General features: G+C 74.1%; 18 protein-coding genes. 8 read left to right on the top strand and 10 right to left on the bottom strand.

Annotation, left to right across the window (positions count from 1 at the left end; translation table 11 throughout):
* Positions 1-62: 62 nt before the first annotated feature.
* The 3 genes from O7618_RS04910 (at position 63) to O7618_RS04900 (ending at position 1,611) form a co-directional block, all read left to right on the top strand.
* Positions 63-641 (top strand): DsbA family protein, encoded by a 579-nt coding sequence (locus O7618_RS04910; RefSeq protein ID WP_278104753.1) that lies wholly within the window; start codon positions 63-65, stop codon positions 639-641.
* Between the two features lie 215 nt (positions 642-856).
* Positions 857-1,288 (top strand): hypothetical protein, encoded by a 432-nt coding sequence (locus O7618_RS04905; protein WP_278104752.1) that lies wholly within the window; start codon positions 857-859, stop codon positions 1,286-1,288.
* 47 nt (positions 1,289-1,335) lie between these two features.
* Positions 1,336-1,611, top strand: a complete 276-nt coding sequence (locus tag O7618_RS04900) for a hypothetical protein (RefSeq protein ID WP_278104751.1) — start codon at positions 1,336-1,338, stop codon at positions 1,609-1,611.
* 22 nt (positions 1,612-1,633) lie between these two features.
* Here O7618_RS04900 and O7618_RS04895 read toward each other — a convergent pair whose 3' ends face one another.
* From O7618_RS04895 to O7618_RS04885, 3 genes are all read right to left on the bottom strand, one after another.
* Positions 1,634-2,320: a hypothetical protein gene (locus tag O7618_RS04895; protein WP_278104750.1), complete on the bottom strand. Its 687-nt coding sequence runs from the start codon at positions 2,318-2,320 to the stop codon at positions 1,634-1,636.
* 370 nt (positions 2,321-2,690) lie between these two features.
* On the bottom strand, positions 2,691-3,476 hold the full coding sequence (locus tag O7618_RS04890) for a DUF4184 family protein (RefSeq protein ID WP_278104749.1): 786 nt from the start codon (positions 3,474-3,476) through the stop codon (positions 2,691-2,693).
* A gap of 22 nt (positions 3,477-3,498) precedes the next feature.
* On the bottom strand, positions 3,499-4,197 hold the full coding sequence (locus O7618_RS04885) for an HAD family hydrolase (protein WP_278104748.1): 699 nt from the start codon (positions 4,195-4,197) through the stop codon (positions 3,499-3,501).
* 119 nt (positions 4,198-4,316) lie between these two features.
* Between O7618_RS04885 and O7618_RS04880 the strand changes: the two genes are divergently transcribed.
* A complete protein-coding gene (locus tag O7618_RS04880) occupies positions 4,317-5,633 on the top strand; it encodes a hypothetical protein (protein WP_278104747.1) in 1,317 nt (438 codons plus the stop codon).
* Between the two features lie 51 nt (positions 5,634-5,684).
* Here O7618_RS04880 and O7618_RS04875 read toward each other — a convergent pair whose 3' ends face one another.
* Positions 5,685-8,387, bottom strand: a complete 2,703-nt coding sequence (locus O7618_RS04875) for a glucosidase (protein WP_278104746.1) — start codon at positions 8,385-8,387, stop codon at positions 5,685-5,687.
* Positions 8,388-8,429: 42 nt separating this feature from the next.
* Here O7618_RS04875 and O7618_RS04870 point away from each other — a divergent pair, with 42 nt between their 5' ends.
* The 4 genes from O7618_RS04870 to O7618_RS04855 all read left to right on the top strand — a co-directional run bounded on the left by O7618_RS04870 (position 8,430) and on the right by O7618_RS04855 (position 15,476).
* A complete protein-coding gene (locus O7618_RS04870; protein WP_278104745.1) occupies positions 8,430-10,373 on the top strand; it encodes an amylo-alpha-1,6-glucosidase in 1,944 nt (647 codons plus the stop codon).
* Positions 10,374-10,503: 130 nt separating this feature from the next.
* The gene (locus tag O7618_RS04865) at positions 10,504-11,829 is read left to right on the top strand and encodes a glycosyltransferase family 4 protein (protein WP_278104744.1); all 1,326 of its coding nucleotides are present in this window, start codon (positions 10,504-10,506) and stop codon (positions 11,827-11,829) included.
* A 74-nt stretch (positions 11,830-11,903) separates the two neighbouring features.
* Positions 11,904-14,528, top strand: coding sequence for a serine/threonine protein kinase (locus tag O7618_RS04860; protein ID WP_278104743.1), 2,625 nt, complete (start codon positions 11,904-11,906; stop codon positions 14,526-14,528).
* Between the two features lie 138 nt (positions 14,529-14,666).
* Positions 14,667-15,476, top strand: coding sequence for a metal-dependent hydrolase (locus tag O7618_RS04855; RefSeq protein ID WP_278104742.1), 810 nt, complete (start codon positions 14,667-14,669; stop codon positions 15,474-15,476).
* A gap of 323 nt (positions 15,477-15,799) precedes the next feature.
* On the opposite strand, the gene O7618_RS04850 is transcribed toward O7618_RS04855, so the two are convergent.
* The 6 genes from O7618_RS04850 to O7618_RS04825 form a co-directional block, all read right to left on the bottom strand.
* Positions 15,800-16,522 (bottom strand): VOC family protein, encoded by a 723-nt coding sequence (locus O7618_RS04850; protein ID WP_278109919.1) that lies wholly within the window; start codon positions 16,520-16,522, stop codon positions 15,800-15,802.
* A 129-nt stretch (positions 16,523-16,651) separates the two neighbouring features.
* Entirely contained in the window at positions 16,652-16,984 is a 333-nt protein-coding gene (locus O7618_RS04845) for a TfoX/Sxy family protein (RefSeq protein ID WP_278104741.1), read from the bottom strand.
* Positions 16,985-17,026: 42 nt separating this feature from the next.
* Entirely contained in the window at positions 17,027-17,620 is a 594-nt protein-coding gene (locus O7618_RS04840) for an NTP transferase domain-containing protein (RefSeq protein ID WP_278104740.1), read from the bottom strand.
* 141 nt (positions 17,621-17,761) lie between these two features.
* A complete protein-coding gene (locus O7618_RS04835; protein ID WP_278109918.1) occupies positions 17,762-19,423 on the bottom strand; it encodes a bifunctional 3'-5' exonuclease/DNA polymerase in 1,662 nt (553 codons plus the stop codon).
* A gap of 149 nt (positions 19,424-19,572) precedes the next feature.
* The gene (locus tag O7618_RS04830; RefSeq protein WP_278109916.1) at positions 19,573-20,376 is read right to left on the bottom strand and encodes a carbohydrate ABC transporter permease; all 804 of its coding nucleotides are present in this window, start codon (positions 20,374-20,376) and stop codon (positions 19,573-19,575) included.
* 166 nt (positions 20,377-20,542) lie between these two features.
* Positions 20,543-21,484 carry a sugar ABC transporter permease gene (locus tag O7618_RS04825; protein WP_278104739.1) on the bottom strand — a complete coding sequence of 314 codons (942 nt, stop codon included), beginning with the start codon at positions 21,482-21,484 and terminating at the stop codon, positions 20,543-20,545.
* Positions 21,485-21,500 lie beyond the last annotated feature (16 nt).

Here is a 21,500-nt window from a genome sequence, read left to right as displayed (position 1 = left end):
CACGGTCACGCGACGGTCGCCGCCGCGCTGCGGCCGGCCGTGCCCGCCCGTAGATTGGTGGGATGGACGCCACCTTCTTCTTCGACCCGGCCTGCCCCTGGACCTGGCGGACCTCCCGCTGGCTCGTCACCGTCGCCGACGCGCGCGGACTGAGCGTCGAGTGGCGGGCGTTCAGCCTGGCCATCCTCAACGACGGGCAGGTGCCGCCCGAGTTCGCCGCGGCGATGGCGGCCTCCGGCCGGGTGCTGCGCCTGGTGGAGGCGCTGCGCGCTCAGGGCCGGCACGACGACGCGGGTCGCCTCTACACCGAGGTGGGCACGCGTAGCCACGACGCCGGCGACCCGCTCGGCGAGAAGGTGGTCGCGGCGGCGGTCGAGGCGACCGGGTTGACCGACGCGGCGGCGGCGCTCGACGACGAACGCTGGGACGCGGCGGTTCGCGAGTCGCACTCCCTGGCGTACGGGTCGGCCGGACCGGACGTCGGCTCGCCGGTGCTGATGGTGCCCGGCGCCGCCCGGGGCATCCACGGCCCGATCCTCACCGAGGTCCCGGGCACCGACGACGCGCTGACGATCTGGGACTCGATGCTGCCGCTGATGCGGCTGGACACGTTCCACGAACTCAAGCGCGCCCGCCGCTGACCCGGGAGCGGGTGCCGTCTCAGCAGGTGAGCGGGGAGACTACCCAGCGTCAGCCGGCTCGACTAGCGTTTCCCTAGCTCCGTGGCCCGCGCGTCGCCACCGCCGTCGACCCGCCGCCGGCTGTCCCCCACAGCCCGCTCGATCGGTTGGTTCTCCCGGGAACCGCCGCCCGCGTGCGTACCGGTTGGGCAGGATTCCCCCGAGGAGGTGCCGTCGTGCAGGACACCCGCGCTCTCGCCCTGACCTTCGAGGTGAGTGGCCTGCCCCCGGTCAAGACCGAGGCCCTGTCCATCTTCGCCGCCGGCCACCGCCAGGCGACGAGGGTCCGCACGCTGCTCCAGGCTGCCTGCACGGCGGCCCAGCGCACCGGGTGGACCCCGCTCGCCGGGCCGGTGGAGGTGGACCTGACCCTGCGGTGCCCGCCCGGGCACCGCACCTCCGACGCCAGCACCCTGCTCGGCGGCGTGTGCGCGGTGCTGCAGGACAAGAAGCGGGTGTCCACCATCGGCCTCGCCCACCTCGGGGTGTTCGTCGACGTCGCGCTCTGGACCGACGACCGGCAGATCCGCCGGTTGTCGTACGCCGAGGAGCCGGCGGAGGAGTTCTCGTACCTGGTCCGGGTCGCGGCCGTGCCGACGATGGTTTGACCGACGCCCGCGGTGGGGTACCGCGGACGCCGACGAAGGGAGCGCCGATGTCGGAGCCACATGTCACGCTCGATCCGAGCGGGCTCGACCCTGTGCAGCGGAAGCTGCGCGGCCCGCTGGAGGATCAGCTGACCTCGGCCCTGCAGGCGGCCGCCGACCGGGTCCGGGCCACCTACGCGGGCGAGCCGGTCGAGGACGTGTGCCGGCGGCTGCTCGACGAGACGCGCTCCGGGCTGCACCCCGACATCGCCGCCGGCTTCCAGCCGGACATGGACGAGTTCTGCCGGGTCGCGGTGGCGATCGTGCGGGGCGAGGTCGACTGAGCGAGCCCGGGCCGGCGGGCGGTCAGCCCCGCCGGACGTCGACGGAGACGAGGTGGGCGCCGTCCGGCCGGGTGGACTCGCCCAGTCGCACCGGCACCCGGCCGCCGTCCGGCGGCTGGAGGCCGAGCCCGAAGCTGAGGTGCCCCTCGAAGTCGCCGGCCGCCGCCCAGCCCAGCAGCGTCGGGTAGCCGATCGCCGCCGGCGGCACGTCGGCCGTGCCGCCGCCGCGCGCGTCGTGCGCCTGCGCCGGGGAGAACCGCACCGAGAGGTAGGCCGTGCCCGGCAGCTCGACAGGCGCGCCACGCCCCTCCGTGACGACCTGCGGCACGTAGCCGATCTGGTAGGACGGGGTGGGTCCGCGGAAGGCGAAGGTGATCCGGCTGAAGCCCTCCTCCGGATGGTCGCCGACCTGCACCGCCACCAGGACGGGCAGTGGTTCGCCGGGGGCCGGGGCGACCGGCGGCCGCACCTGGTGCGTCACCCGGGCCGGCGCGTCGGGCACGGCCCAGCCCCAGGTCCGCCGCCAGGACCCGACCGTCGCGGCGTCGGCGGGCGCGGGCGTGGTGGCGGGCGCCGGCGGGGCGGCTGTCGTGACCGGCGCGGTGGTCGCCGATGGCGTCGGGGTCGCGCCGTCGGGGTCGGCCGCCGTGCAGGCCGCGGCGAGCAGCACGACCAGGCCGGCGAGCAGCGGTACGCGCCGAAGGGTCATGACCCAGTGTCGCTCCGTGACCGCCTGTCGCGCCAGAGGCATCCTGCCCGGCGTCGGGCCGGACGGGTCAGGACCGGGTCCGCAACTCCCCGGCCCTGACCCCGGCCGTCCGGCGTGATATCGGTCTGCGCCACGGGACACGGCGGGCGCGGCACGACGCCCACGCCGGGCCCACACGGCGAGCCGGTTCGCCCGCACTCAGCTCCACGGTGCTCCTACCGCCGGACTCCGGTGCGCTCCCGCCTCACCCCGACGAGGCGTGCACGCCGGCTCAGGTTAGGCAGGCCGGCCCGGGCGGGACAAGCGCTGGACGGGCCGACGGGCTGTGATTGATGTCAATGCCGAAAAGCGGCATGTCGACGTAACAGGGTCAGCCGATCGGGCGCTGTTCGTCTTCGAGGCGCGGGCTGCGACCAGCCTCCCCCGACGGCGCGGACCGGGCCGCCGCGGCGCCCGCGATCAGCGCCAGCGCACCGAGATGCAGCACGCGCACCCCGGCCGGCGCGGCGACGGAGGCCGCCGGCAACCCGGGCAGCAGCAGCGCGCCCAGCGCCGTGACCGCCAGGGTAACCCGCCAGAAGACGAGCGGGTTCGTCGCCGGGACCGGTGGCGGGTCGCCGTCGAAGATCTTCCCGCGGCGGGCCGCGTAGACCGCCGCGGCGGCCACCAGCAGCCCACCGCCGAGGCTTGCGACCACGTCCGCGAACTGCCACCAGTACCACCCGGTCTGGGCGTGGAAGTCGGCGACGCCGAGCAGCCGCGGCAGGCGCTCGGAGTGGCTGATCCGGTCCCAGGCGACGTGGCTGAACGCGCCGATCAGCGCCGAGCAGACGGTGACCTGCCAGGGATGGCGCACCCCGGCCAACGCGGCGTACTGCGGCCAGCCGAACAGCCGTGGCGCGGGCAGGTGCGCGGCGATGCCGGCCACCACCCGGCGGACGATCCAGGCGTACGTCAGGGCCACCGGCAGGCACCACCAGAGCAGCCCGCCGAGCGTGTGCGTGCGCGTCCCGAGGCCGAAGTGGGTACCGGTGACCAGGTAGCCGACGTCCGGCGCGACCGCGCCGGTGGCCAGTGCCACCCCGTCGAACCAGTGCGGCCGCCACCACTTCAGCGGCAGCACCGGCGCCAGGTGTGAAGGGAACGTCAGCGGCACGTCCCGGACGTTACCGGCCCTGTCAGAAGTGTCGGACCAGCTCGGGGAACGCGGCCAGCCGGATCACCCCCGGGTCGGACGGGTCCAGCTCCTCGTGCTCCAACACCCAGGTGTTCTCGTTCGGAATGAACACCGCGTTCAGGCCCGCGGCCCGGGCGGGCAGGATGTCCGAACGCGGCGAGTTGCCGATCATCCACGCCCCGGCCGGGTCGAAGGCGTGCTCGCGAGCCAGCCGGCGGTAGGTGTCGACGTCCTTCTCCGGCACGATGTGCGCCGCGCGGAAGTGGTGCAGCAGTCCGCAGGCGTCCAGCTTGCGCTGCTGCTCCTCGCGCTCGCCCTTGGTGAGCAGCAGCAGCTCGTGGCGGGTGGCCAGGTCGTCCAGTGTCTCGGCCACCCCCGGCATCAGCTCCACCTGGTGCCCGACCAGCGCGGCCGCGAGCTGCGTGATCTCGGCGCGCTCGGCCTCGGTGGCCGGGCGCTCGCGCAGCTTCGCCAGGCAGTCCGCGAGGCTGCGCAGGAAGATCTTGCTGCCGTAGCCGTGCGCCCGGGCGTTGGCCCGCTCCACGTCGTCGAGCACGGCGCGCAACTGCGCCCGATCCAGGGTCGGGTGGTCGAGCCAGCTGAGGAAGTCCTCGATCACCCGCTCGAAGAGGACGTTGTTCTCCCAGAGCGTGTCATCGGCATCGAAGACCAGTACGGCGGCCTCCCGGCGCTGTCCCATCCCACCCCTCCCTCGCGGCCCTGCCACCGTACTCCTCGAAAGAGGGGCCCCCACTTAACGTTTTCCGTGGAGGCGGGTACCCGACTGCGGAAATCCTGGTCGGGCGGGATGCTTCAGCGATGACCACCTCACCCGTTCCGGCCCGGGCCGGTCGCCGCGCGGTCCTCGCCGGAGCGGCCGCGCTCGCCGTCGCCGGTGTCGCGTTCCCGGCGGCCCCGGCCCACGCGGTCAACGCCGCCCACGCCGTCGTGGTCGGCGCGAAGCCGGCGGCCTGGACGCCGCACGCGCTCGACGGCACCGTGTACCGGATCCTCCAGGTCGGCAACCGGGTCTACCTCGCCGGCTCGTTCACCAAGGTCCGCAACGCGAACACCAGCACGCAGCTCGCGATGCCCCGGCTGGTGGCGTTCGACGCCACCACCGGCCGGATCGACACGACGTTCACGCCGGTGGTCAACGGCACGGTGAAGGCGCTCGCCGCCTCGGCGGACGGCCGCTCGATCTACCTCGGTGGGGCGTTCACCACGGTCGGCGGGGTGGCCGCGCCAAGGGTGGCCCGGGTCGACGCGGTCACCGGCGCCCGGGTCGCCGGGTTCGCTCCGGCGGCGCTGAACAACCAGGTCAACGACATGCGGCTGGTCGGCGCCCGGTTGCTCGTGGCCGGCGCGTTCCAGACCGTGGGCGGCGTGACCCGACGCGCCCTGGCCGCCCTGAACGCGACCACGGGCGCCGCCGACCCGGCGGTGAACCTGCGGCTGGAGGGCCCCCGGGTCACCAGCTCGGGGGTCACCGCCCCGGTCAAGATCGAGGCGATGGACGTCTCCGCCGACGGCCGGCGGCTGGTCTTCGCGGGCAACTTCAGCTCCGTCGCCGGGCAGGCCCGGCACCAACTGGCGGTGGCGAACCTGACCGCGACGGGCGCCGCGCTGTCCGGCTGGTCGACGGTCCGCTACCAACCGCGGTGCAGCAAGTCGATCCCCACCTACCTGCGCGGGGTCGACATCGCGCCGGACGGCACCTGGTTCACGGCGGTGACCACCGGCGGGCCGTTCCCGGGCACGCTGTGCGACGCCGCGGCCCGCTTCGAGCTCGGCGCGGAGACCGCCGGCAGGCAGCCGACCTGGGTGAACTACACCGGCGGCGACACCCTGTTGTCGGTGGCCGTCACCGGCGCGGCGGTCTACGTCGGCGGCCACCAACGCTGGCTCGACAACCCGTCGGGGCGCAACGCGGCCGGCCCCGGCGCGGTGTCCCGGCCCGGCGTCGGGGCGATCAACCCGACCACCGGCCGGGCGTTGGCGTGGAACCCGACCAAGGACCGCGGGGTCGGCACCGCCGAGCTGTACGCCAGCGAGCGCGGCCTGTGGCTCGGCAGCGACACCGTGACGGTGGCCGGCGAGTACCACGCCCGGGTGGCGTTCCTCCCGCTGCCCTGAGCGGCGGCAGGTCCGCAACGGCGGCGCGGGGCGGGATGCGCGGCGCGGCGCTCAGCGGCGCAGGGTGAGGATCAGGTCGGCGACCAGCGCCGTCCAGCCGGTCTGGTGCCAGGCGCCCAGCCCGGCGCCGTTGTCGCCGTGGAAATACTCCGGGAAGCAGATCAGGTCCCGCCAGTCCGGGTGGGTCTGGAACAGTTGCGCGGCGCCGTAGATCGGCCGGCGGCCCCACCCGTCCCGGGTGAACAGCGAGATCAGCCGGGCCGACAGGTCGTCGGCGATCTCGTCGAGGGTCCGCTTCGCTCCGGAGCGGGTCGGGTACTCGACCTGCAGGTCGTCGCCGAAGAACGCCGCGTGGTCCCGGAGCGCGGTGATCAGCAGGAAGTTCGTCGGCATCCAGATCGGGCCACGCCAGTTGGAGTTGCCGCCGAACAGGCCGCTCGTCGACTCGGCCGGCTCGTAGCCGACGCTGAACCCCTGCCCGCCGAGCGTGACCGTGAACGGTTTGTCCAGATGGGCGCGGGAGAGCGTGCGCAGGCCGTACTCGGAGAGGAACTCGTCGGTGTCGAGCATCCGGGCCAGCAGCCGGACCATCTGCTCCGGGCCGACCATCGACAGCAGCCGCTGCTGGGTGCCGTCCGAACCGAGCCGGCGGCCGCCGATCACGTCGGCGTACTCCGGGCGGTTGGTGAGGAACCAGCGCAGCCGGGCGCCCAGCTCGGGCAGGCGACGCATGGTCCGGGTGGTCAGCCGGGTGACCGCGGCCAACGGCAGCAGGCCGACCACCGAGCGCACCTTCAGCGGGACCTTCGTGCCGTCGGCCAACCGCAGCACGTCGTAGAAGAACGCGTCCTCGGCGTCCCACAACCCCTGCTCGTACGCCGCCGCGGCGATGTAGGCGAAGTGCTCGAAGAACTTCGTCGCGGTGTCCACGTACGCGTGGTCGTGCTCGGCCAGCACGATCGCCATGTCGAGCAGGTTGAGCGCGTACATGGCCATCCAGCCGGTGCCGTCGGACTGCTCCAGCGTGCCGGCCACCGGCAGCGCGGCCGAGCGGTCGAACGGTCCCACGTTGTCCAGGCCGAGGAAACCGCCCTCGAAGACGTTGTTGCCGCCGGTGTCCTTGCGGTTGACCCACCAGGTGAAGTTGAGCAGCAGCTTGTGCATCACCCGGGCGAGGAACTCGTGGTCGGAGGAGCCGTCGATCTCGAACACCTTCAACGCGGCCCACGCGTGCACCGGCGGATTCACGTCCCCGAACGCCCACTCGTACGCCGGGATCTGCCCGTTCGGGTGCAGGTACCACTCGCGCAGCAGGAGCAGCAGTTGCTCCTTGGCGAAGCCCGGGTCGACGCGGGCGATGGTCACGCAGTGGAAGGCCAGGTCCCAGGCCGCGTACCAGGGATATTCCCACGGGTCCGGCATGGAGAAGACGTCGAAGCTGTTCATGTGCCACCAGGCGCTGTTGCGCCCGTGCCGCCGGCCGGGCGGCGGCGGCGCCGACCCGGGATCGCCCTCCAGCCAGCGCTTGACGTCGAAGTGGTAGAACTGCTTGCCCCACATCAGCCCGGCGATCGCCTGCCGGGCCACCAGCGCCTCGTCGGCGGAGGCCGCGGCCGGGATCAGGCTGTCGAAGAACCGGTTCGCCTCGGCGCGGCGGGCCCAGAGCACGGTGTCGAACCCGTCGCCGAGGTCGGCCGGGGCCGGTGGACCGGCCGCCGGGGGCGGGGCGGTGCGGGTCAGCCGCAGCCGGATCTGCCGCTGTTCGCCGGCCGGCACGTCGAGCACGTAGTGCAACGCGCCCTTGGTGCCGACGCGGTCCGGGTTGACGGTGGGCGCGCCGGCCACCACGTGGTCGTTGATACCGTCCTTCGGGTACGCCGACCGTCCGGGCAGGCCCCACAGCCGCTCCGCGTTGGTCTCGTTGTCGCACAGCAGCGGTGTGGGCTCGCCGTCGCCCTCCAGCAGGAGCTGGCCCAGCACCCAGTGCTCACCGACCAGTCGGGAACCGGCGCCGACCAGCTTCGGCACCCGGTCGGCGCCGGGCAGCCCCCAGGACCAGGTGTTGCGGAACCAGAGCGTGGGCAGCACGTGCAGGGCGGCGTTCTCGTCGCCCCGGTTCGCGACCGTGACCAGCAGGCACATGTCGGTCGGCGACGCCTTGGCGTAGTCGACGGTCACCGCCCAGTACCGGTCGTCGTCGAAGATGCCGGTGTCCACCAGCTCGTACTCGGTGTCGTCGCGGCCGCGCAGCGCGTTCACCGAGACCAGTTCGTCGTACGGGAACGCGGCCTGCGGGTAGTGGTAGCGCCAGCGCATCCACGAGTGCGTGGGCGTGGAGTCGAGATACCACCAGTACTCCTTGGCGTCCTCGCCGTGGTTGCCGCCGTCGCCGCCGAGGCCGAACATCCGCTCCTTGAGGATCGGGTCGCGCCCGTTCCAGAGCGCCAGCGCGAAGCAGAACGTCTGCCGGTCGTCGCAGACGCCCGCCATGCCGTCGTCGTTCCACCGGTAGGCTCGGGACCGCGCGTGATCGTGGGGGAAGTAGTCCCACGCCGTGCCGTGCTCGCTGTAGTCCTCCCGTACCGTCCCCCACGCCCGCTCGGACAGATAGGGGCCCCATGCGCGCCACTCCAGCTCCCCGGCATCGGCCTGGGCGAGCCGGTGCCGCTCGGGGTCGGGGGTGGCGGAGGTCGGACGGTCGGTGATCACCCGCACATCTTCGACGCCGCCGGGGTACTTCTCCACAGCGGCCATTGTCGTCGTGGCATGTCACACCTCGCTGCCGGTGGAGGAAAGTTGATCGACATCCGGTTCGGCCCGCAGGTCTGCGCGGAGCTGCCCACCGCCGCAGGGCGGGAATGGCTGGTTACGGACGGGCGCGGCGGCTACGCCATGGGCACCGTGGCCGGGCTGCGCACCCGCCGCTACCACGGGTTGCTCGTGGTGCCGGGCGAGACGCCGGCGTCCCGCAAGGTGGGACTCGCGAGCCTCGACCCGGCGGTCACCCTCCCGTCCGGCCGGCAGGTCCGCCTCGGCGCGCACGAGTGGTCCTCCGGGGTGGTCGACCCGCGCGGCTTCGAACTGCTGGAACGCTTCGACCTGACCGACGGCGTGCCGCGCTGGCGGTGGCGGATCGGCGACGTGGTGATCGAACGGGAGATCGCCATGGCGTACGGCCGGTCCTGCGTCGCGGTGGTCCACCGGCTGGTCTCCGGCGGTCCGGTCCGGCTGGACCTGGCCGCGGCCTGCACCTGGCGCGACGCGCACGGCGAGCGGCGGGCCGACGGACCCGCGCTCCGGCTGGAGCCGGTGGCCGGCGGCGCGGTCGTCGATGGCGCGTTCCGGCTCGCCGGCCCGGACTGGACCCCGGAGGGGCAGTGGTGGCTCGGCGTCCGACACCGGGTCGAGGCCGCCCGCGGCCTGAACCCGGACGAGGACCTCTGGTACGCGGGCCGGTTCTCCGGCGCGCTGGACACCCCGGGCGCGACCGTGACGGTGCTGGCCTGGGCGGACGACCTGGCCGAGGAGCCGCCACCGGCGACCGCCGTGGTGGAGGCGGCCCGGCGGCGCAACCGGGCGGTGGTGGCCGCCGCGAAGCCCGACGACGCGGTCTCCGCGACGCTGGCGCTGGCCGCCGACGCGTTCGTGGTGCGCACCCCGACCGGCCCGGACGTGGTGGCCGGCTACCCCTGGTTCGGCGCCTGGTCCCGGGACACGATGATCTCCTACGAGGGCCTGTTCCTCTGCGCCAACCGCGCCGACGAGGGTCGGGAGCTGCTGCGGGCGTACGCCGGCACGCTGTCCGAGGGCATGCTGGCGAACACCGCCGACACCGGCCGGGTCGAGCACAACACGGTCGACGCCACGCTCTGGTTCCTGCACGCGGTGAGCCGACACGTCACCGTCACCGGCGACACCGACCTCGGCGACGAGCTGCTGCCCGCGCTGCACGGCGTGGTCGAGGCGCACGTGGCCGGCACCCGCTACGGCATCGGCGTCGACCCCACCGACGGGCTGCTCGCCCAGGGCGGCCCCCCGGACACGGCGCTGACCTGGATGGACGCCCGGGTGTACGGGGTGCCGGTGACCCCGCGCACCGGCAAGCCGGTCGAGGTCAACGCGCTGTGGATCAACGGGCTGGCCGGGCTCGCCGAGTTGACCGAGCTGGCCGGCCGCGACGCCACCGAGCTGTGGACCCGGCACGGCCGCGCCACGGCCGCGTTCCGCGACCGGTTCCCGGCGCCGGCCGGCTGGCTGCACGACGTGGTGGACGCCCCGGCCCCCGCCTACCCGCTCGGCGGCGCCCCGCACCACGACGACGACCTGCTGCGCCCCAACCAACTGCTGGCCTGGTCGCTGCCCTACGCCCCGCTGGAGCCGGACCAGGCCACGCTCGAGCGGCTCACCGAGGCGCTGTTCACCCCGCTGGGGCCGCGCAGCCTCGCCCCCGGCTCCCCCGGCTTCACCGGCCGGCACCGGGGCGGCCCCGCCGAGCGGGACTCCGCCTACCACCAGGGCACGGTCTGGCCGTGGCTGACCGGGCCGCTGCTCGACGCGTACCGGAAGGCGGGCCTGTCCACGGCGGACCTGCTGGTCGGTCTGGAGGGCCACCTGGTCGAGGACGGCCTGGGCTCGGTCAGCGAGACCGCCGAGGGCGCGGCCCCGCACACCGCCACCGGCTGCCCGTTCCAGGCCTGGTCGGTGGCGGAGCTGCTGCGCGCGCGGCGCGCCCGCCGGTAACACGTTACAGACCGGCAACCGGCGCGTCGCCGCCGGTTATCGACCCCTCGGCAGGATGGGACGCGACCCCGCCGGACACCCGCAGCGGTGCCGTCTCCGGCGGGGACGACCACAACTCCAAGGGGGCCGCGTGTCCGCTGACGCCGAAGTGATCGACATCCAGCCCGCCCGGCGCCTGCGGGTGCTGCTGCTCTCCTGGGAGTACCCGCCCGTGCTGGTCGGCGGTCTCGGCCGCCACGTGCACGCGCTCTCGGTCGCCCTGGCGGCCGCCGGGCACGAGGTCACCGTGGTCACCCGGCACGCCGAGGGCGCGCCCATGGAACAGTACGCCGACGGCGTCCGCGTCCTGCGGGCCGCCGAGGACCCGGTCCGCTTCCCGCTCGCCACCGACTCGCTGCTGGCCTGGACCATGGCGTTCAACCACACGCTCACCCGCACCGCGCTGCGCGCCGCCTCCGCCGGCGCGTACGACGTGATCCACGCCCACGACTGGCTGGTCGCGCACACCGCCGTCACCCTGGCCGAGCACCTGGACGTGCCGCTGGTCACCACCATCCACGCCACCGAGGCCGGCCGGCACCAGGGTTGGCTGCCCGGGGAGATGAACCGCACGATCCACGGCGTGGAGCACTGGCTGAGCAATGCCTCGGCCCGGGTGATCGCCTGCTCCGGCTACATGCGCGAGCAGGTGTCCCGGCTGTTCGACGTGCCGGCCGGGCGCGTCGACGTGGTGGCCAACGGCGTCGACGACCGGGCCTGGCGGGCCCGTCCGCACGCGGTCGCCTCCGCCCGCGCCCGCTTCGCCGGTCGCGGCCCGTTGGTCGGCTACGCCGGCCGGCTGGTCTACGAGAAGGGCGTGCAGCACCTGGTGGACGCCGTGCCGCGCCTGGCCGACCGGCACCCGGGGCTGCGGGTGGTGATCGCCGGCGACGGCCCGTACCGCGACGAGCTGGTCGACCGGGCGCACCGGCTGCGCCTGGGCGACACGGTCCGGTTCGCCGGCTTCCTGGACGCCACCCAGCTTCCGGCGGTGCTCGCCGCCACCGACGCCACCGTGATCCCCAGCCTCTACGAGCCGTTCGGCATGATCGCCCTGGAGGCGGCGGCGGCCGGCGCGCCGCTCGCGGTGGCGCGCACCGGCGGGCTGGCCGAGATCGTCGAGCCCGGGGTGACCGGGGTGACGTTCTCGCACGGCGACCCGGACGCGCTGGCCGGCGCCGTCGACCGGCTGCTCGGCGACGAGGTCTTCGCCCGCCGGGTGGCGCGCAAGGCCCGCGCCATGGTGACCCGGCGCTACGCCTGGTCGGCCATCGCGGCCCGCACCGCCGTCAGCTATGCCGCCGCCCGCCGGGAGCACCACTCGTTCCAGGCCCGCCGGGCCGCCGCGTTGCTGGCCGGCGGCCGTCCCGCCGTCGCCATTCCGGACGGGAACCTGCTGGCCGGCGCCGTGAGCTGAGGCCCGCCGCCCTGATGGGATAGGTCCGACCCGATCCGTTGGCTATTGTGGACCAACCAGCGGTGAGGAGTGCGGTGCGGGAAGTGGTGATCGCCGGACGGTACCGCCTGATCGATCTGGTCGGCCGCGGCGGAATGGGTCAGGTCTGGCGAGCCCGTGACGAGGAGCTTCAGCGCGAGGTCGCGGTGAAGCAGGTGCTGCCGCCGAACTGGCTCGCCGAGAGCGACCGCGACGAGCTGCGCGCCCGCACCCTGCGTGAGGCGCGCACGGCGGCCCGACTCAACCATCCCAACGTGGTCCGGGTCTACGACGTGGTGCGGGTCAACGGCGACCCGTGGCTGATCATGGAATACGTCCCGTCCCGTTCGTTGCAGGAGATCATCGAGACCGACGGCCCGCTGCCGCCCCGACGGGCCGCCGAGATCGGGGTGGCGGTCCACGCCGCGCTCCGCGCCGCCCACCGGGCCGGGGTGCTGCACCGGGACGTGAAACCCGCGAACGTGCTGCTGGCCCTGGACGGGCGGGTGCTGCTGACCGACTTCGGGCTGGCCGTGTTCGAGGGTGGCGACGGCGCCATGACCCGGCCGGGCCTGGTCCTCGGCTCCCCCCAGTACGTCGCCCCGGAGCGCGCCGCGGAGAGCGTGTCCAGTGTGGAGGCCGACCTGTGGTCGCTGGGCGCCACCCTGCACGCCGCCGTGGAGGGCCGCTCCCCGTACGCCCGCAGCACCGCGATGGCCACGCTGGCGGCGCTGGCCAGCCAGCCGCCGGACCCGGCGCCGCACGCCGGCCCGCTGATGCCGGTGCTGGTCGGGCTGCTGCGCCGCGACCCGCGCAACCGGCTCGGCCACGACGACATCGCCCGGTTGCTCGCCGCCGCCGCCGAGCCCCCGGCCGACGGTCCGCACCCGCCGGGCGCCGCCGAGCCGGGCCGGACCGGTCCGGCCGTGCCGCCTCTGAGCGGCTCCCACGTCGGCGTTCCACCGGCGCCCCGGGCCGTACCGGCCGTGCCACCGCTGAGCGGCTCCAGCATCGCCGTTCCGCCGGTGCCGCGATCCAAATCCGCCGTCCCGCCCACCGAGCGAGCCGGACGCGCCGGGAGCGCGGTCGGACGTGCCGCACCGCCGGCGGGCGCGGCCGGCAGGTGGCAGCGCCCGGACGGGCCTGCCGGCCACGCCGGCCCGCGCGGGATCGCGGCCGAGCGCCCGGCTCCGGACCCCCCCGGGAAGGCCGGCCCGGCCCCCGGCGACGCCGACCCGCAACCGGGCCGGGCCGGCGGTGGAGCGGACCGCGCCGCACCCGACGGCTGGGCCGGCTGGGACCGGACGACCGGCTGGGCCGACGCGGACGGCACCGGCGGCTGGGACCGGACGACCGGCAGGGACGACGACGACGGGGACGCGGCCGCCCGCCCGGCCGTCGGCTACCCGGACCTGATGCCGCCGGCCGCCGCCGCCCGCGCCTGGAGCCGGGCGGCCCGGCACAGCGAGTGGGCGCGCCCGACCGAGGGTGAGCCGCCCCCCTCCGACCCGGCGGAGGATCCCGGCTCCGACGAGCCGGGCCGGCCGGACGGCGGCGGGTCGGGCCGGGACACTCCCGACCGGCCGCTCGGCGCGTTGGGGCCCACGGTGCTGACCAGCTTCGTCGACCCGGGCAACCCCGCCGGCCCGGAGGGGCCGGCCGCGCGGGCCGACGCGGTCAGCCCGGTGCACACCCCCGCACCGGGCAGCATCCCCCCGCCGACCCCGCCCCCGGTCGCCACCGGCGGGCTGCCGGACAGCGGCCGGCTCCGCGCCGCCACGGACAGCGGCGCGTTCGGCGACGATCCGGCCCGCGGCGCGGCGACGCGCGGCGGGCCCGACCCGAGCGGCGCCGTCCTCGGCGGGGTACGCCCTCCGCACGGCAGCCCGGATCGGGGCGTACGCGCCCACCACGACGACGCGGACCGCGAGAGAGGCGACACCCCGGACGACCCACCCGGCGACGGTGGGCGCGGCCGGGGGACGACCCGACGGTGGGGCTTCGCCGCGGGCGCCGTGGTCCTCGCCGTGGTGGCCGGCGTGAGCACGGCGCTCGCCGTCGCCGAGGAGCACCCGACTGACGGCCGGCACGGCGAGCCGGTCGGGCAACCCTGGGCGCGACCGCCCGGGCCGCCTGGCGGCGAGGGTGGCGTGCCCCCACCGCCGTTTCCCTGCATCCGGCCCGACGTGGCGGGCACGCCGGTCCAGAAGGGTCCGCCGCCGGCCGACCCGGCGGTCACCGTGCCCGCCGGTTGGGTCTGGCCCGCCGACACCGGCGGGTTCCACATCGCGCTGCCCGCCGGATGGCTCCAGCTCCGGTCGGGCGACACCACCTGCTTCCAGGACCCGGCCACCCGGCGCATCCTGGGCGTCGAGCCCTATCCGGGCGGTGACCCGGTCGGCCGGCTGCGCTCGGCCGAGCGCGACCTCAAGGCAGCCGGCCGACTGCCGAAGTACGAGAAGGTCCGGCTCGCCGCCGACGGCGAGGGCGCGGCGTGGGAGTGCCGCTGGACGGCGCCGTACGGCGAACGTATGCACGCGCTGCGGATGCTGCCCGGCGAGGAGGGCGGGTGGACGTTGGGCCTGACCACCTCGGACGCCGACTGGGCCGCCGCCGACGAGCAGTTCGCGTTGATTCGCGACAGTGTCCGGCCGATCCGGCCGACCCGCACGGCGGGCTGACCGGCCGGCGTCCCATCGCCGACAGTCGGCACCACCGCCCACCTGTGCCGACATACTTCCTGATGCCCCGCCGTCGCACCGACTGACTACAGTGGCGTAGTTTCTGTCGATCAAGATCTCTGGGGAGGGCGAGCCGAGATGATGGGACCGTCCCACGCGCTGTCCGGCGCGGCGGTGTGGTTGACCGGCTCCTGGGCGCTGGACCAGTTCGCCGACTATCACCAGACGCCGCTGGCGCTGGCGGTGGGCACCGCGGGCTGTGCGGGCGGGGCGCTCTTTCCCGACCTCGACCTCTCCGGCAAGGTCACTCGCAACCAGGGCGGTGCCACCGTCGCCCGGACGTTCGGCGTGTTCAGCCTCTTCGTGGCCGAGGTGACGGAGAAGATCTCGCTCGGCGTCTACTACGCGACGAAACTCAGCAAGGACCCGCGCCGCAACAACGGCCACCGCACGCTCACCCACACCGTGCCGTTCACGGTGCTGGTCGGGTGGGGCACCACCGCGCTCTGCGCCCACTACGGCAAGTGGGCGGTGGTCAGCATCCTGTTCTTCATGATCGGTCTGGCGTTGCGCGGCCTCTTCGACGAGTGGGCCGAACGGGCCGGCTGGGTGGTGGTCACGCTGGTCTCGGCCGCCGCGGCCTGGTTCACCTTCGCCAACCTGCCGGGCGACCGGGGCTATCCGATGATCGGGCTGGCCGTCGGCGTGGGCTGCTTCGTGCACATCCTCGGCGACATGATCACGCGGGCCGGCGTGCCGATCCTCTGGCCCATCCCGATCAGACGGCGGATGTGGACGATGATCGGGCTGCCCGACAGCATCGCGCTGCGCACCGGCGGCAAGGCTGAGACGGTCGTGCTGCGGGGGGTGTTGACCGTGCTGGCGGTGCTCGCCGCGTTGGGCCTGGTCGCGCCCTCGGTGCTGCAACGGTTCGACATCCAGGTGTGACGCGGCCGGCATCCGTCGGGCGTGCTGCTCGGAGCCTCAGCAGGCCGCGACGGCGTGCGCGGCCCACGCCGCGGGCCGGCGCGGATCGCGGTTGAGTACGCGCCAGGGCCACTGCGTCTGGATGTTCGATCGACTTCACTTCCGCGAAGTGGCGGCATCCCAGCCCACTCGATCCCACCACTTCGGCGAGATGAAGTCGATCAAGCTCAGATTCTCGTGTATCGGGATCAGCTTCCCGCTTCAGACGGCGCCCTTGCCGGCGCTCCGGGGACGCCCTCGGACCGGGCTCGGATCCGGGTGACGTCCGGCGGCGCACGGGACCGCTACCGGGGCGTCAGCACGCAGAACTCGTTGCCGTCGGGATCGGCGAGCACCACGTCGTCGGCGGTGTGCCGGCCGATGCCGACCCGGGTCGCCCCGAGGGCGAGCAGCCGGTCGACCTCCGCCTCCCGGTCACCGCCGACCGGAGGCGCGAGGTCCAGGTGGATGCGGTCGCGGCCGTGCCGGGGCAGCAACGGCGGGCCGCTCCAGGTGACCTTCGCGCCGCCGCGCGGCGACTGGATCGCGGTTTCCTCGTCCTGGTCCCAGACCAGCGGCCAGCCCAGCGCCGCGTGCCAGAAGTAGCCGACCGCCCGGGAGCCGTCACAGTTGACCGCGCCGACGAACCCGCATCCGGCGAGGAAGGTGTTGCCCGCCTCCAGGACGCAGAACTCGTTGCCCTCGCCGTCGGCGAGCACCAAGTGCCCCTCGTCGCCCCGCTGGCCGACATCGGCGGGCCGCCCGCCCAACTCCATCGCCCGCGCCACCGTCTCCCGCTGGCCCTGCGGCGACGCGCTGGTCAGGTCGAGGTGAATGCGGTTCTGCCCGACCTTGGGCGTCTCGGCCGGCAGGAACCGGATGCGGAGGCCGGCCTCGCCGTCGGGTCGGAGCGCCACCCCCTCGCCCGGGTCGTCGACCACCTCCCGACCCAGCAACCCGGCCCAGAAGCGCGCGAGCCGCAGCGGCTCCCCCGCGTCGACACTGATCGCGAAGAGGTCGATCGTCATCGCGGCGGTCATCTCCGATCCGCTGCCCGGCCGGCGGCCCGGCCGGCCACGCGGGCAGCGACCCGGCCGGCTGAGCGCCGAGCGTAGGGCGGAGCGGCCGGCGGCGCAGCCGATTTCCGGGCGGGCAGGTCACTCCGCCGGCAGGCCGGCGACCGCCCGGACGCCCCGGTCGACCCAGCGGGCCAGATCGGTGTCGCGCTCACAGGCCGACGGGTCGACGGTCACCCAGCCGCGCATCGGCCGCCCGCGCATCACCGTCGGACCGGCGCCGGGCTCGGCGAGCGCCCGCTCGGACTCCGCCGGGTCGACGCGCACCATCAGACCGCCCGCGCCCCTGACCACCACGGCCATGTTGCCGCGCAGCATCATCGCCAGACCGCCGAACATGCGCCGCTCGGCGATGCCGGGCTCGCGCCCGACCAGCTCTCGCACCCGGTTCGCCAGGTCCTCGTCATAGGCCACACCGGCATCCTGACAGCCGGGTCCGACACGCGGCGGCGACCGTCACGCGCCGATCCGCTGCTCGGGCACGGACAGGCCGTAGAGCGCCATCAGCTCCGGGCTGTCGATCCGGCTGCCGTCGGCCACCGTGTCGCAGGCGATGTCGACGATCTGGTCCTTGTGCGCCAGCAGGTACGGCCGGGCGCCGACGTCGGCGCTGGCCAGCGTGGCGATGCCGGGCCAGTGCCGGCGGCCGAAGAGCATCGGGTAGTTGCGCAGCCCCTCGTAGGTGGCGCAGACCAGCGCGTCCGGGTAGGGCAGGGCGGCCACCCGCCGCACCGCCGCGGCGGTGAGCCCGGGCATGTCGACCGGCACCACGACGACCGCCTCGATGTCGTCGTCGGTCAACGCGGCGAGCCCGGCCCGGATGGAGGAGCCCACCCCGGTCCCCCAGGCGCGGTTGACGACGACCGTCGCGCCGGTCAGGTCGGTGGTCCGCCGCACCTGCTCGGCCGCCGCGCCGAGCACGACCACGACCTGCGCGCAGCCGGCCTCGGCCATGGTGTCGACCATCCGGCTGACCAGCGGCTTCTCGCCCTGGTGCAGCAACGCCTCGGGACCGCCGATGCGGCGGCCGCCACCAGCGGCGATGATCATTGCAGCGATCCGGTTCAGCGGTGCCCCCTCGACCAGGGGGACGGACCGGGCACAGCCGCCCGGTCCGTCCCGTCGTACGCACACCGGGCCCAACGAGCGCGCTCGGGAGCGGGTAGCGGGGCAAAACGGAAAATTGTGTGGCTATGCCGCATCCGCGTAACAGTTCACCGTGGACAGATCGAGCGGGAACCGGACCGGGGTGTCGCCGAACAGCAGCCGGGTGGCCCGCGCGCCGGCGGCGGTGACCGCCTCGGCGACCGCGGGCGCCGCCTCGGCCGGGCAGTGCACCACCACCTCGTCGTGCTGGAAGAAGACCAACTCGCCCCCGGTGCCGACAAGCGCCGTGCGGAGCGTGGCCAGCAACGTCGAGGCCCACTCGGCGGCGGTGGCCTGGATGACGAAGTTGCGGGTGAACCGCCCCCGGGACCGGGCCGCGCGCACCAACGGGCCGTGCGGGTCCGCCTCGACGTCCGGCGCCGCCTCGTCCCCGTCGGCGAGACCCACCGCGCCCGGCGGACAGGTGCGCCCCAGCCACGACCGGACCAGCCCGCCCGCCTCGCCGGTGCGCGCCGCCGCCTCGACGTAGCCGAACGCGGTCGGGTAGCTCCTCCGCAGCACCGCCAGCGCCGGCACCGCCGCGCCACCGGTCTGCCCGTACATCGCGCCGAGCAGCGCCACCTTGGCCCGCGCCCGGTCGCCGGCGAAGGCGTCCCGGGCCAGCGCCGCGTAGAGGTCCCCGGCGCCACCGGCGGCGGCCAGCCGCTCGTCGCCGGAGACCGCGGCGAGCACCCGCGGTTCGAGCTGACCCGCGTCGGCCACCACCAACGTCCAGCCCGGGTCGGCCACCACCGCCCGCCGGATGACCTTCGGAATCTGCAACGCGCCACCGCCCCGCGTCGCCCACCGGCCGGAGACCACGCCGCCGGGCACGTACTCCGGGTGGAACCGGCCGCCGGACACCCAGGCGTCCCGCCAGGCCCAGCCGTGCGCCGTCCAGATCCGGTAGAGCTCCTTGTATTCCAGGACCAGCGGCACCGCCGGATGCGCCACCCCGCGCAGCACCCAGGCCCGGGTGTTCGGCAGCTCCACACCGGCCCGGGCGAACGCCCGCAACAGCTCCGCGGGCGAGTCGGCGTGCAACCGGCGTACCCCGAACGCGGCGGCGATCCGGGCCTGGAGATCAGCCAGCCGACGGGGTGGCCCACCGACCGGGGACGGCTCGCCGAGCAGCTCGGCCAGGATCGCGTCGTGCACGTCGACCCGCCAGGGCAGGCCGGCCGCCCCCATCTCGGCGGCGATCAGCGCGCCGGCCGACTCGGCGGCCACCAGCAGCCGGAACCGGCCGGGGTGGGTGGTCGCGGCGATCCGGGCGAGCTGGTCGGCGTACACCCGGGTCAACGCCGTGAGGCCCGGACCGGGCGGGCCGGACGGCGCGTCGAAGAGCGCGACCTGGCCGTGGCCGGGCGGCTCCGGCGCCCGGGGCGCCGGGTCCGGCGGGACCGGCGCGCCGGTCAGCCGGGCCCAGGCGGCGGGCAGCGCGCGCGGCTCGCCCCAGCGGCCCGCGTGCCCCAGCAGCAACGCCTCGGTCAGCTCGACGTCGTGGCAGCGGTCGAGCCGGACGCCGGCACGCAGCAGCGCGGGATAGCCGGCCGCCCCGGCGGCCCACACCCAGCGGAGCCGGTCGGCGGCCTCGCGCGCGCCGACGGCGGCGGCCAGGTCGGGCGCCTCCTCGGCGGGGCCGGCGGGGCGGCCGTCGGCGTGCAGCGGTTGCAGCACGCCGCCGCCCCGCTCGTCCGCCACCATCGCCACCAGCACGGACGTGATTCTGCCTCGCCCCACCGACACGCTGCGCGGGTAAGGAGGGGCCCCCTGTTAACGCCTGCGGTAGAGAAGGGGCCCCTTCTCACCACGACGTGTTAAAAGGGGGCCCCTCCTTACGCAACCGCGCGCGGCTACTTGCCGACGCCGGCGGTGAGGCCGGACTGCACCTGACGCTGGAAGACGATGTACACGATCAGCACCGGCAGCATCGCCATCGTGACGCCGGCGAACAACCCGGACCAGTCGGACTTGTAGCCCTGGTTGACCGACAGCTCGATCAGCCCCTGCGCGATGACCTGGTGCTTCGGCTCACCGGCGACCGACTGCATGAGCAGGGTCGGCAGGTACCACTGGTTCCACTGGCCGAGCACGTTGAAGATGCCGATGCTGATCAGGCCCGGCTTGGCCATCGGCAGCATCACGCTGAAGAACGTGCGGGTGTGCGAGGCCCCGTCGACCTGCGCCGCCTCGGCGATCGAGTCGGGCAGCGTCCGGAAGAACGAGTGCATGAAGAAGATCGTGAACGACAGCGACCAGGCCACGTAGACCAGGATCAGCATGAGGTGCTTGTTCGGTCCGAGCAGCGGGAAGCTGATGCCGGTGTTGTAGACGCCCTTGAACAGCGGCACCGCCGCCAGGTAGATCGGCAGGGTCAAGCCGGAGAGGAACATGTAGTAGATCAGCCGGTTGCCCCGGAACTCGAACCGCGCCAGCGCGTACGCGGCCATCGAGCCGAGCAGCATGGTCAGCGTGACGCTGCCGACCAGCACCAGCACCGTGTTCAGGAAGAACGCGCCGAGGTGCCCCTCGGTCCAGGCCCGACCGAAGTTCTCCCAGTGCAGCTTGTTGGGGATCAACGAGAGCGGCTCGCGAATCACCTCCGAGTCGTCCTTGAACGACGACATCACCACCCACAGCAGCGGGTAGATGACCATCAGCGTCCACACCACGAGGAACACGTGGGAGAAGCCGTTGAAGATCCGGGAGCCGACACCGCCGTGGTGCCGCTCCCCCCGGCGTACGGGGGCGGGGGCGGATCCGGTGGCGGCCTTGCCGGCCCGGTCGAGACCGTGCGTCGCCGTGCTCATCGCCGCGCCTCCTTCAGTACTCGATACGGTCACGACGGGTGATCCTCAGCTGGAGCGCGGCGAGCAGGATCGTGAAGATCGCGAGCGCGACGCCCATCGCGCAGGCGTAGCCGAACTGCCCCTTCTGGAACGCGGTGAAGTTGAGCACCGACGCGAAGATCTCGCTGGCGTGGTTCGGCCCGCCCTGGCTGGGCGTCATCACGAAGACCAACGCGTACATGTCCAGCGCGATGAAGCCGAGGTAGACCCAGGCGACCGAGATGGTGTCGCGCAACAGCGGCAGGGTCACCTTGAAGAACGTGTGGAACCGGCCCGCGCCGTCGAGGATGGCGGCCTCGTAGATGTCCTTCGGGATCGACTGCATGGCGGCGGAGAAGAGCACCATGTAGAAGCCGGCGCCGCTCCACACCGCGATGAGCAGCAACCACCACAGCACCGCCGGGATGCCGAGGAACGGCTCCGGGTCGGCGGTGAAGGCGATCGGGTTGTCCGCGTCCACCAACCCGATCTTGATCAACAGGCCGTTGATCAGACCCTGCTCGTCGCTGCGGTAGATCTGCTGCCACATCACCGCGACCACGACCAGCGACAGCACCTGGGGGAAGAAGAAAATGACCTTGTAGAGGCCGGATCCGAACACCCCGCGGATGCCGGCCCTGTCCTCGCGCCCGCCCACGTTGAGCAGGAACGCGAGGAACAGGGCCAGCCCGATGGTGAACAGCGGCACGGTGACCAGGAAGAAAACGTTGTGCCAGAACGCCTTCCGGATCAGTTCGTCGGAGAACAGCCGGACGTAGTTGTCCAGCCCGACGAAGCGCTGGGAGTCCGAGTACCCACCCCAGTCGGTCAACGAGTACCCGGCCGCCTGCGCGAACGGCCACACCACATAGAACAGGTACAGCGCGACGGGCAGGGCCAGGAAGCCCGTGACGAAACGCGCGACTCCGTGCCGCATGTGACTCACTTCCTCG

Origin of the sequence: Micromonospora sp. WMMD980, from assembly GCF_029626035.1 — a bacterium.
In the GTDB taxonomy this organism is placed as follows: domain Bacteria; phylum Actinomycetota; class Actinomycetes; order Mycobacteriales; family Micromonosporaceae; genus Micromonospora.
Note: the sequence above shows the minus strand (reverse complement) of the source record. Positions and strands in the feature narration are given on the sequence as shown.